We start from the raw sequence: 12,575 nt of genomic DNA, 5'->3' as shown, positions 1-12,575 counted from the left end.
CCCGGGACCAACGTAAAAGCCTGAGGGATTCCTCAGCCTACATCCTTATTAGATTTTTTCCACTTCGTCATACCATCTGGCAAGCCTTGTCAGGGCTGCATCCTTATGTCTGCACTGATGATAAATCAATCCTAGCCTCATGGAAAGACAGTACGCTTTCTTTATATCCGGATACTCCCTGAACAGGATACCGACACGTATACGCTGTGATTCGGTCCATAATGATTCTTTCTTATACAGAAGGTATATGCTTCTGGCCAGCAACTGTTTCCTTGAATCTCCGTTCTCAAATACCGGAGCATGATATGCCTTTCCGCATGCCTTTGCATGTGCCAGCTGTATCGATTCTTCATCAAGTGCTTCTCAGCGGGCTTTAACCCTCATGTTCTGAACGGCTTCATAAGCAAGCTTCTGTACATGGAAACGGTCTGTAACTTGTAAGGAAGTAGGCAATCATCCAGGCTATTGCCAGATAAAGAAGTGTTTTTCGTTCCATTTCAGAATCGCTTAGTCAGGTGCTGATCAGTGCCGGACATTTATGCAGCTAAAGATATGGAGATTCCTTTAAAAAAAGAAAGGCACGAAAGATGACTTCTGCCATTTCCGTGCCTTTGTAGATTTATCCGGCATTCAGACCGTTCAATGAATCATTGTATTCGTTCCTTCTACGACATTTCCGTATGAGAATACGCACCGCACGTTCACGTCCTTGTCGAGGATGACGATATCGGCATCCTTGCCCTTCTGGAGCGTTCCTTTACGGTCGGACACACCGATAATCTGCGACGGAGTTTCGGATGCCATGCGGATAGCGTCAGCCAGTGGGATGCCAGCTTTCTTTACCATTGTCTGCACGAGGCGGTCCATCGTGGCGATGCTTCCTGCCAGCGACTGGTGATCGGCCAGCTTGCAAACACCGTCTTCAATTACGTAGCGGGGATCGTCGATCGGTTCACCTTCGTAAGCGGCATATTTCAGCGCGTCTGTTACCAGGCATGTCTTCTCCACGCCTTTCAGCTTGTAGACGAGCTTCAGGATTGTGGCAGGCAGATGCACTCCGTCGGCAATCACTTCTACGGTCATTCCGTCCATCAGGTAGACACTTTCAACCGTACCTTCGTATTTGTATTCGCGGCGTTTGTGGAATCCCGGCATGGCATTGTAGAAGTGGGCGGCATGAGTGAATCCGGCTTCGAATGCAGCCTTGATTTCAGGATATTCTGCTTCGGTGTGAGTGATGGCCGTCAGTATGCCGTGTCCGGAGGTATAGCGTGCGAAGTCGTGCGCTCCCGGAAGTTCCGGGCTGATGTCCCAGCGTTTGATGCAGCCTGTGCTCTCGAGCAGCGGGATGTATTCGTTCGGGTCCGGATCTTTCAGGAAGTCGCCCCATTGCGCGCCTGCCATTTTCCGGTTCAGGTAAGGGCCTTCGATGTGCAGTCCTAGAATTGTGCTTTCGGGCCGCTGCATCATTTCCTCGCAAGTTGCTACAGCTTGGCGGACCACGTCGAAGCTTGTTGACGACAAGGTGGGGAAGATGGATGTGGCACCATGTTTCAGATGTGCGTTGACGATGGTTCCGAACGCTTCGGGAGTTGCTTCCGTAAAGTCTTTTCCTCCTCCTCCGTGGCTGTGCATTGATACGAATCCGGGCACGATGAACATTCCCTTCGCATCGATGACCTTTGCGCCGATTACGGCAAGGTCGCTGTTGGTCACTTCCAGTATTTTCCCGTCGTTGATGAGTACAGAGCCGTCCTTCAGCCAGCCCTGCGGCGTAAGTATATGGCCGTTTATGATTTGTGTCAGCATAATGTTCTTGTATTTATCGGTTTAGAATAACGTGTTGGTTCCTTCCACGATCTTGCCCATCGCCCATACGGCACGGATGTTCAGGTCGTTGTCGAGAGCCAGGATGTCGGCATCCTTTCCTTTTTCGAGGGTTCCCTTCCGGTCAGCCACTCCCATGATGCGCGCCGGAGTTTCTGAAGCCATGCGGATTGCATCTTCCAGCGGGATTTCGGCCTTCTGCACCATTGTGCGGATCAGGCGGTCCATTGTGGCGATGCTTCCGGCAAGTGCCGAACGGTCGGCCAGCTTGCACACCCCGTCTTCGATGATGACACGCGGGTCGAACGCCTCTTTGCTGTCGCTTGCAGCGCAGGCGAGCGCATCGGTTATCAGCGCGGTTTTTTCAACTCCTTTTATCTTGTAGACAAGGCGGAGAATGGTGGGCGGCACGTGGATTCCGTCGGCCACTACCTCTACGGTCATGTCGTCCATCAGGTAGATGCTTTCTACCGTGCCTTCGTACTTGTATCCGCTGCGTTTGTGGAATCCCGGCATGGCGTTATAGAAGTGAGTTGCGTGTGTATATCCCGCTTCGTATGCCGTATAGATGTCTTCGAATTCGGCCTGCGTATGTCCTACTGCTGCCAGCACGCCTTTTGACGTGATGTATTTTCCGAACTGCATGGCTCCCGGAAGTTCGGGAGCTGCATCCCAGCGTTTGATGCAGTGCGTTTCCTCAAGCAGAGGGATGTATTCTTCGGGGTCGGGATTCTTGATGTTTTCCGGCATTTGTCCTCCTGCCATTTTCATGTTGAAGTAATGCCCTTCCAGATGAAGTCCCAGTACGGGTGAGTCGGGTTCGGCCATCAGCTTTTCGGTTGTAGCCGCCGCTGCCCGTATCATCGGTATGGTTGATGAAGAAAGAGTTGGGAAAATGCTTGTCGTACCGTGTTGCATGTGCGCCTTGATAGCTGCGCGGAACGCGTCTTCGCTTCCCTCCATGAAGTCGCGGCCGCCCCCGCCGTGTACATGGATTTCAACTCCGCCGGGAACGATGTATGTTCCTTTTGCGTCAATCAGTGTTGCTCCCACGATGGGAAGGTCACAGTTCGTCACTTCCAGAATCTTGTTGTCTCTGATGAGTACCGATCCGTCTTTCAGCCAGCCCTGAGGGGTAAGGATGCGGGCATTAATAATTTGTGTTAGCATATTAGATGTGATTGATATTTGTTTCTTTATCTGCTGCAAATTTAATTAATATGCTCATTAATTGTGTGGGCTATATTATATTTATTTAATATGAAAGGGTTAATTAATTTAAATTTGATGGCGTATGATGCATCGGTCCGGATATCTTTTCCGGCCGTTCTGTGGGCGTCTGTGGCGATATCGTATTGTTTTTATCTCTTCACTGGAGTGATACGAATGCATCACTTAAGTGAAGAGATCGAATCACTGGAGCGAAGAGAACGTATCACAGGAGTGAAGAGGTTGTGATAATAGGCTGTTGCATCACGTTTTCGTGGGGATGCGGGCAAGTGTGCCGTGCTGGCGGGTGAATTGTGCCTCTATAAATTGTAAAAAATAAACAATTTCCCAAGGAAATTTGTTTGGGAAGAAATAATGCTTTATCTTTGGCTTCTGAACAAAGGATGTAGAACCTAACTTGAAGAAAGAAATGAAGAAACTGTTAAGTCTTGCATTGTGCGTGTTGCTTGTCAATGCGGCATGCGGAAGTGAGGTGAAAAAGAGTAATAATTTAGAAAGGACTGAAAATATGGAAGCTACTCAGAACGCTCAGGTGATTCACCTGAACAAGGCAGAATTTTTGGAGAAAGTGTATAATTACGAAAAGAATCCGGACAAGTGGACGTACGAAGGCGACAAGCCGGCGATTGTGGATTTCTATGCCGACTGGTGCGGTCCCTGCAAGATGATTGCTCCGATTCTTGAAGAGCTGGCGGCTGAATATGCCGGACAGATCGTTGTGTATAAGATCAATACGGACAAGGAGCAGGAGCTGTCGGCCGCTTTCGGCATCCGCAGCATCCCCACCCTGCTTTTTATTCCGAAAGAAGGCACTCCGCAGATGGCTCAGGGAGCCATGCCTAAGGCTGAGCTGAAGCGTGCGGTGAACGAGGTGCTGCTGGGGCAGAAGTGATTTGCCTTTTGGTTTTTACCGCAGATTCACGTGGATTGGCTCAGATTGTGACTGGATAATCAGGACTGTATCGCCCCGCGTAACTGGCATTGCGGAAAAGTAAAGTCGCCAGAAGTTTTTTCTTTATACGTCAAGAGGCTGTCTCAGAATGAAAACTGAGGCAGCCTCTTGTGTGATTCTCCGTTTCTAGGTAACGGCCTTATTGTTTTGTGACGGTCACTTTCTGTTCCGCTTTGTTGAAGTACCATTTGATTTCATACTGTCCGGTTCCTTCGGTCAGCTTGAAATTGTTGCTGGAGCCGTCTTTAGCCACATCTCCTTCATAGCTTATATTATCAGCGTTGATTTCACCGTCCCAGTCATGGTCGGGGCGGATTTTAAACGTGTCGTGAGTACTTCCGTCAGTTGATGCCTGTACTTCTACCGTGGCACTCAGATAGTATTGTGTCTGTCCGCTCGCATCGGTTTCTTGTCCGAATGCCAAGTCGATGTCATCGCTTGTTCCCCATTTGTTGTTGATTCCGATGACTCCCCAGTAATCGCGTGCCTGCGACATTTCCAGTACAAGCGTTGACCTGTTGAATGTGACGTTATAGCTCTTATGGCTGTATGCCGTGATGTTACTTCCGCCGGCGGTCAGCGTTGCCGTGGAAGCCTCGGCTTCTACATCGCCTCCCCAGTTCTTGTCGCTATCCCAACTGCTTGCGGCCAGTTTCCAGCCGCCATCGGGCAAACTGTTGAAATAAACCATTCCGCTGTAGGTGTCGTTGCTCTCAAGCGAATAAATTTTCTGGCTCGTTGCAAAGTCCCAGTTGCCGTCTATGCCCACTACATCAAGCGACGGATAAATCGCTTCTCCTTCATACGGTAATACTCTCACGTTAAGCACTTCGGAGAAAAGCGAGTCGGATGCGCTGCCGGTGATGAAACTGGCAAGGCGGAAGTTCAGGGTTACGGCTTCTTCGGGTGTAGTAGGGGTTTCCATGCCGTATGCGTTCAGCAAGGTTTGGATGTTTGCATTCAAATTGCTTGCGATGACAGCATAAGAGGTGATTTTGACATCAGTTTCGGTGGTCAGAACCTGTGCTTTGGAGAAATTCTTGCCGTCGATATCCATTTGCAGAACGTTGGTGACGGGCACCTGCAAGCCGAAGTCCGGTTTGCTCCAGTCGATAGTAAACACGTTGACGGAAGCGTTGCTGGCATCAAGTGTGTAGAGGTCTTGTGCTGTTCCATTGATGGAGAGCGTGGCGGGAGTAGCTGTGGCGCTATCAAATGTCGCCATCTCTCTGTCGGTTTCGCATGCCGTTAGGGCAAGGAGCGGCAGGCAGAGAGCTGCCATATATTTTGTCATTTTCATACGTTATTGTTCTTTTGTTGTTAGCATATGTTGGTTAATATCCGGAATTTTGTTGCAGACCGCCATTGGCTTGTATATCTGACACCGGGATAGGATATAAGTTATAGCGTTCATTGGTTGAGGAGCCGTTTTCTGCTCCGTTTTTCCATTCCCACAGATAACTGTTGCCTGTGAAAAGCCCGAAGCGGATAAGGTCTGTACGGCGTTGTCCTTCCCAGTACATTTCTCGGCAGCGCTCATTCAGAATGTTTCCGAACTGTACTGTCGGACCTTCGTAACCTACTTGTGCATTTGCGGTTAGCCAGCTTGCCGTGATGGTGTAGTTGCCTTGTCCCTGGTAAGCGCGGGCACGCAGCTGGTTCACGTAGTTTACAGCCGTTTCAAGCTTCTGGCCGGTGCGTGCGGCAGCTTCGGCATACATCAGATAGACGTCGCCCAAGCGGAGCAGAGGGAAGTCTGTGCTGACGAAGGCAACCGTAGAAGCAACGCTTGCATCGTACAGCGGCTGGCCGTTGTGGTCAAGGTTTGTCCATTTGTACACCCACCATCCATTGGTGTGGAACGTTCCCGTAACGGTGCTTCCTATGCGTATAGAAAGTTCTTCGTCATCGTAGTTGCTGTCCCGGAAGATTCCCCGTTTGTCCAGAATTTCGCTGGCTTTCGGATTGTTGTTGTCCGTATATTCGAAGGTGCGTATCAAATCACTTGTTCCGCGGTATCCGGCCCAACCTTCACGCGTTCCCCAGTTATTGAGGCAGAACTGGAATTTGGTATCTCCGGCAACCTCTTCAACTGCAGCGCTGACAGTGTTCGGGCGTGAAGCCGAAACCAGGTTCGCATAAGTTTGTGTGGCATCGCCGTCGAGCATGATGGGGAAGATGATTTCTTGTGTTGCGTCAGGGTTTTCGCCGTTGTCTCCACAGAACAGGGCACTATATTGATCTGCCAGTCCATAGCCCAAATTGATGACTTCCTGACAAGCGTTCATGCAGTCTGCATAGCGTGCGGTTCCGGTGTAGACTTCAGCGTTCAGGTACATGCGTGCAAGCAATGCCCATGCAGATCCTTGGTCTGCGCGGCCGTAATCGTTGCCGGTAGCACGTTGAGGCAAAGCGCCGCTTTCTATGATGGCTTTCAGTTCGGTTTCGATGAAATTGAAGATTTCTGTGCGTCCGATCTGAGACGGAGTGATTGAATAATTGTTCTCCGTTATATAAGGCGGATTGCCAAATGTGTCCATCAGCGTGTAGTAGGCTAAGGCACGGCAGAAACGTGCCTGAGCACGCAGACTTTCCTGGTTGATTTCTTCCGGTGCGTTGGGCAGGTTTTTCAGGAAGTCGTTTGCCAATGCTACGATGTACATGCACCGCTGGTATACGGCTTCGATCGGTTCGATTTCGGCTGTACCCCAGTTCATGTAGTTCAGGTTGGGCACCCAGGCATCATTGTTTGCGTTCTTCAGTTCGTCAGTCGGATGGGTCTGAAGGATGAACCATGAGCGCAACAAGGTAGTGTTACCTGCATCGCCCAAACTGATGTCGCTCGTTCCGGCTCCGTCTTGTCCTGACATTGCCCAGATTGCATACACCTTGGCCAACGCATTTTCATAATCTTCTGCATCCTGATAGGCACGGTCTGCCGTGTTGATTGTCGGGTCGAGGGGAACGACATCAAGATCGTTTACACAGCTTGTAAAGCTTAATGCCAAAATGGCTGTATATAATAGTTTCTTTGTTTTCATAAGTTGTTTCCTTTCTGTTAGAAGTTAAGGGTCAGTCCTAATGTAAAGGTACGGGGACGCGGCCATGATGAACCGTCGATGGCACTGCATTCCGGGTCGAGTCCGCTATACTTGGTGATAGTAAATACATTTTGTACAGAAGCACTGATGCGTCCGGACAGTTTCGCTGGAGTGAAGTTGTTGAATGAATATCCCAGCGTGATGTTGTCCATCTTCAGGTAGGAAGCGTTTTCCAGGAAATAGTCCGAACGTTTCTGCTCATTGCTGGAGATGGCTGTCCACCCGGTTTTAAGACAGTCTGCATACAAGTTCGACAAGAATCCCTGGTCGCTGTAGTTCATCAGTGTCGCGTTGTCGGCAAAGGTTCCGTTGTATACATAATTGCCCAAGCTTGCACGGAGGTTGAATCCCAGGTCCCAGTTCTTGTAAATGAACTGAGAGCTAAGTCCCATATAGACTTTTGCTACAGGACTCTTGTCGCTGATGTAACGGTCGTCTTCCGTGATGCTTCCGTCGTTGTTGCGGTCTACCAGAGCGTTCTGTATAGGATTGCCGTTCTGGTCATATACCTGCTGGTAAACGTAGAAGGCGTTAGGAATATAGCCTACCTGATTGCGTTGTCTGTCACCTACAGCCATGCCATAATCCGGATTTGGAGTAGCTGTCAGCTGTGTTATCTTGCTGTCATTCCACGTAATGTTATAGTTCAGTTCCCAAGAGAAGTCTTTGGTTTGAATAGCCATGGCATTAACGTTGAATTCCACACCTTTGTTTTCCATTGAACCGACGTTGGCTGTCAGCTCGGTATTGAAATTGGTTCCGGCGGCAGAGGCAACGGTGTTCAGCAAATCTTTGGTGTCCTTTTTGTAGAACTCGATGCTACCGTTGATGCGATTGTTCAAGAATCCGTAGTCAATGGCCACGTTGTAAGTGGTAGTCGTTTCCCATTTCAGATTAGGATTGTAGCCGTCGGGCTTCATCAGTTGGTGGCCGAAGTAAGTAGAGTGAGGATCTGTATTGGTCGTATACGTTCCCAGATAACCGTAGTAAGAGCTGATTTCCTGCTGTCCTGTTTTACCGTAGCCCAGACGGAGCTTCAAGTTTGAAAGCCAGTTATGGGTTTTTTCCATGAACGGTTCGTTGATGATGCTCCACGCAACGGCAGCAGACGGGAAGATACCCCAGCGGTTGTCTTCGCTGAAACGTGAGGAACCGTCACGGCGTACGGTTGCTGTCAGCAGATAGCGGTCCATCAGGTTGTAGTTCAAACGCGCGAAGAATGAAATCAGATAATATTCGTAAGGTTTCCGATAGTCGGTGGTTGAATAGTAGCGCTGTTCTTCTTCGTTATATTCATATCCGCTTACGGCAGTATCCCGTTCAGGCATGACATTTGAGCGGTTCGTGTTCAGATCGGCAAAATAGAAATGCTGGTAAGAGTAGCCGGCCGTTACGTCTACATGGCTCTTGATAGCATCAATCTGCTTTTGATAGTTCAGATAAAAATCCAGAAGCTGGTTGCGGCGCAAGTTGTGCCATGTTGCACCGCCGCCGTAATTGGGGAAGTTGGTGTTGGTGGATGTGCGGTATGAATTAGGAACGTCATAATTGTCGCCGTCTGTCATTGCCACGTCATAGCCCAGATTCAAGTTGACGCGCAGGTCCTCCAGACCATGAATCTTATAGTCCAGCTGGATGTTTCCAAGGCTGCGTTTTGTTGTTCCTGCATTGTTAACGTCGTATAATAAAGAGAGCGGGTTGTGTCCGGCCAGCGTTGTACCTGTCCACTGCCACCAGCCGTTATATGAGCCGTCTGTGCTGTTTACCGGCTTGGTAGGGTCGAAATAAGCTGCTCCGCCCACAGCACCCGAGTCGGCGAAGGTGTTGTTGTTTATAGTTCCCTTTACGTTGATGTCAACGCTCAGATGTTCATCAAAGAATTTCGGACTCAAGCTGATGGAGCCGGTGTAACGTTCGTAGTCTGAGGTTTTCAGCGTACCACGTTCTTTGTTGTATCCGAAAGAAACGCGGAAAGGAAGGAATCCTGCTTTTCCCGACACGCTGATGTTCTGGTCGGTAGCTAAACCGTTCTGAAATATTTCGTCCTGCCAGTCGGTAGCTTGGTCGGGATATTGATTCAGCAAGTTATATACTGATGATTCGGTTCCCCAGAAGTTGGTCATTACTTCACGGTATGTGGCGGCATCCATCGTGTTCATTCTGTTATAGGGATTACGCAAGGTGTAAGTGCTTGAGTAAGTCACTTTCAGCTTGTCTTGCGTGCCTTTTTTGGTTGTAATGATGATGACGCCGTTGGATGCGCGCGAACCGTAGATAGCTGTGGCGGAGGCATCTTTTAACACGGTGAAGGTTTCAATGTCATTCGGGTTGATGGTACCTAATGCCGAAGGAGTTCCTGGGGCTGCATCATTGGCTACAGGAATACCATCGATTACAATCAGCGGGTCGTTGCTGGCATTCAGTGAAGAGCCTTGGCGGATACGGATGGTAGAACCGCCGCCCGGCTGGCCGTCTGGTTGCGAAATGGAGAGGCCCGGTACTTTTCCCATAAGCAATTCCTGAGGAGAAGTAACCGCACCGCGGTTCATTTCTTCTGCTTTGATGGCCACGACGGAACCGCTCAGGTCACTCTTTTTAACAGAACCGTAACCGATAACCACTACGTCATCCAGCAGCTGGCTGTCATCTTGCAGAACCACGCTCATATTGGCAGCAGCAGGAAGTTCCTGTGTCTTGTAGCCGATGAACGAGATTACAATGATGTCGCCTTTCTTTGCTTTGAGAGAGAAGTTTCCGTCGAAGTCGGTGATTGTGCCGTTGGTAGTGCCTTTTATCACTACGCTGGCTCCGATGACGGTTTCGCCAAGATTGTCTTTCACATTACCGTTTACGGTAATCTCTTGTGCAAAAGCCTGCACTGTCAGCAGCATTCCTGCAAGCCATAGCAGGAAGAATCTGCCTGATTGTTTGATTGCTTTTGTTTTCATGTTATTAAATTAAGTTAGAGTTAATGTTTTATACCTCCTGAAGAGAAAAAATGTTCAGCCTATTGAAAATTTTCGTGCTGCCGGTGAAAAAGGATTCTACTTCCAGCCAGAAGCGATGCATCCGCCTTCTGACCGGAAGTAATGGCATTTCCTGAGAATCAATCTTTACCCTAAATCAGTAATTGTATCTGTTTTTATTTGATTTCTTTGATAGAGATGGCATATCCGCCTCCAACCGCAGCTTTCAGTGTCAGCTTGGTCTTGCTGGTCACTTTCTTCTTTGTGATGGTGTAGGCTTGGGGATTTTTGTCCCAGCTTGCATCTTTTGCATCAGCATAGATGGTTGCTTCATATTTCTTGTCCGGATCAAGGAAGTCGAAGGACAGTTTGGACGTATGTCCGTTATAGCCTGCTGAGCATCCAACGAACCAGTCGCCTGAATTTTTCGCGTGCCGTGCGATGGTGATGTATTCACCCGGTTCAGCTTCCAGGTATTTCGTTTCCTGCCAGTCAACGGCCACATCCTTGATGAACTGGAAGGCATCCATGAAGCGTTCGTAATTCTCCGGAATATCGGCTGCCATCTGTAGCGGACTGTACATTGTCACGTACAGTGCAAGCTGGCGTGCCAGTGTGGAGCGTACGCGTGAATGGTTGGTCGGATTCATTTTGCTGCAGTCTGTTTCGAAAATTCCCGGTGTATAGTCCATCGGGCCTCCGATCAGCCGGGTGAACGGAAGGATGGTGGTATGGTTCACATTGTTTCCTCCGAACGACTCGTATTCAGTTCCCCTTGCCGATTCATTGCCGATGAGGTTGGGATACGTGCGGCATAGTCCGGTAGGACGTACAGCTTCGTGTGCATTTACCATAATCTTGTGGTCGGCTGCCTTCTTTACGGCATACATGTAATGGTTTACCATCCATTGTCCGTAGTGGTGTTCTCCTCGCGGGATGATGTCGCCCACATAGCCGCTCTTTACAGAGCTGTATCCATTGTCTGCCATAAACTGATATGCTTTGTCCATGTGGCGTTCGTAATTGCGTACGGAAGAAGAAGTTTCATGGTGCATCATCATCTCGATGCCCTTGCCTGCCGCATAGCGGTGGATTTCTTGTACGTCAAAGTCAGGGTAAGGTGTTACGAAGTCGAACACATAATCTTTGCTCTTTCCGAACCAGTCTTCCCAGCCTTGGTTCCATCCTTCAACCAGCACGGCATCAAATCCATGTTTGGCGGCAAAATCGATGTAGCGTTTTACGTTAGCCGTGTTGGCCGAATGCTTTCCGTTCGGCTTGGCCTGCGAATAGTCGGTCTGCCCCAGTTTCACGCTGTATACGTCATCCGTATAGGCCCACGAACCTTTTCCGGTGATCATGTCCCACCATATGCCTACATACTTTACCGGATGAATCCACGATGTGTCTTCTATTTTGCACGGCTCGTTCAAGTTCAGTGTGATGCGTGAAGCCAAAATGTCGCGTGCGTCGTCGCTGACGATTATTGTGCGCCACGGTGAGTTGCATGGTGTCTGCATATATCCTTTGTCGCCTTTTGCGTCAGGAGTAAGCCATGATTCGAAGATCATGTTCTTGTCATCCAGGTTGAGGCTCATGCAAGCGTAGTCAACCAATGCGGCTTCGTGCAGGTTTATATAAAGTCCGTCGTCTGTCTTCATCATTAAGGCCGTCTGCACGCCGGTCGGAGAGAAAACGTATTGAGAAGAATTTTCAGTGACGGCTGTTTTCATTTTTCCTCTGATTTCAGACAGGCGGGAAGTGGTGTAATCGTATTCCTGAGTGTCATAGTCGCCCGGAATCCAGAAAGCAGTATGGTCGCCAGCCATGGCAAACTGCGAGTGTTCTTCCTTGATGACGAAATAGTTCAGATTTTTCTGCTGCGGAAATTCATAGCGGAAGCCTAGGCCGTCGTTGAACAGGCGGAAGCGGATGATTATGTAGCGGTCGTTTTCCGGCTGGTCCAGTGTAACTTCCAGTTCGTTGTAATGGTTGCGTATAACACTTTCTTCTCCCCATACCGGACGCCACGTTTCATCAGTGCTGGAAATGCGGGTATTCCGAATTTTGAATCCGTTCATCAGATTGGCCTTTTTGTCAAGCTGATCCTTGTCTTTTCTTTCTGTCCACTCAAAGTCGGTTTTTTTGTTCGCGTCTTCCTTTTTCAGCTCCAGTCCGAGCGTGCTTGGCTTGATAACCGTTTTATCTTTAAAAGTAAGGTCGTAAGTCGGGCATCCCTTTTCGTTAAGACTGAAGTTCATGACCAGGCTTCCGTCGGGTGATGTCAGTTTTTGCGCGTTTGCAAAGAAGATGTATCCGCAGAGCGCAACAAAAGTAAAAGTTCTTTTAAGGTTCATAGTTCTTTCTGGTATTAGCGTAAAAAACAATTTCTGAAAGCAAAATTATATCTTACATAAGACATCTGTCGGAATAATGATGAAAATATAAATGAGATTAAATGATATATTATTGTTAATCAGTGTTTTGACGCTTTTCTGA

General features: G+C 48.8%; 7 protein-coding genes and 1 pseudogene. 1 reads left to right on the top strand and 7 read right to left on the bottom strand.

Annotated features, from left to right (window positions below):
• Positions 1-54: 54 nt before the first annotated feature.
• The 3 genes and pseudogenes from NW212_RS03420 to nagA (NW212_RS03410) all read right to left on the bottom strand — a co-directional run.
• A pseudogene (locus tag NW212_RS03420) lies at positions 55-450 on the bottom strand (transposase); the annotation flags it as partial.
• A gap of 189 nt (positions 451-639) precedes the next feature.
• A complete protein-coding gene (nagA, locus tag NW212_RS03415; protein ID WP_258337235.1) occupies positions 640-1,809 on the bottom strand; it encodes an N-acetylglucosamine-6-phosphate deacetylase in 1,170 nt (389 codons plus the stop codon).
• A gap of 21 nt (positions 1,810-1,830) precedes the next feature.
• Positions 1,831-2,997, bottom strand: a complete 1,167-nt coding sequence (gene nagA, locus NW212_RS03410; protein ID WP_258337234.1) for an N-acetylglucosamine-6-phosphate deacetylase — start codon at positions 2,995-2,997, stop codon at positions 1,831-1,833.
• 469 nt (positions 2,998-3,466) lie between these two features.
• Here nagA (NW212_RS03410) and trxA point away from each other — a divergent pair, with 469 nt between their 5' ends.
• Positions 3,467-3,949, top strand: coding sequence for a thioredoxin (trxA, locus tag NW212_RS03405; RefSeq protein WP_258337233.1), 483 nt, complete (start codon positions 3,467-3,469; stop codon positions 3,947-3,949).
• A gap of 199 nt (positions 3,950-4,148) precedes the next feature.
• On the opposite strand, the gene NW212_RS03400 is transcribed toward trxA, so the two are convergent.
• The 4 genes from NW212_RS03400 to NW212_RS03385 form a co-directional block, all read right to left on the bottom strand.
• The gene (locus tag NW212_RS03400) at positions 4,149-5,309 is read right to left on the bottom strand and encodes a SusE domain-containing protein (RefSeq protein ID WP_258337232.1); all 1,161 of its coding nucleotides are present in this window, start codon (positions 5,307-5,309) and stop codon (positions 4,149-4,151) included.
• A gap of 34 nt (positions 5,310-5,343) precedes the next feature.
• Positions 5,344-7,050, bottom strand: coding sequence for a RagB/SusD family nutrient uptake outer membrane protein (locus NW212_RS03395; RefSeq protein WP_258337231.1), 1,707 nt, complete (start codon positions 7,048-7,050; stop codon positions 5,344-5,346).
• Positions 7,051-7,067: 17 nt separating this feature from the next.
• Positions 7,068-10,058, bottom strand: coding sequence for a TonB-dependent receptor (locus NW212_RS03390; protein WP_258337230.1), 2,991 nt, complete (start codon positions 10,056-10,058; stop codon positions 7,068-7,070).
• 194 nt (positions 10,059-10,252) lie between these two features.
• Positions 10,253-12,433, bottom strand: a complete 2,181-nt coding sequence (locus NW212_RS03385; protein WP_258337229.1) for a glycoside hydrolase family 97 protein — start codon at positions 12,431-12,433, stop codon at positions 10,253-10,255.
• Positions 12,434-12,575: the final 142 nt, after the last annotated feature.

The sequence above is a fragment of the Bacteroides sp. ET225 genome (assembly GCF_024733745.1).
GTDB lineage: Bacteria > Bacteroidota > Bacteroidia > Bacteroidales > Bacteroidaceae > Phocaeicola > Phocaeicola excrementipullorum.
The sequence above is the reverse complement of the archived record's forward strand: the minus strand, read 5'-3'. Positions and strand labels throughout refer to the sequence as shown.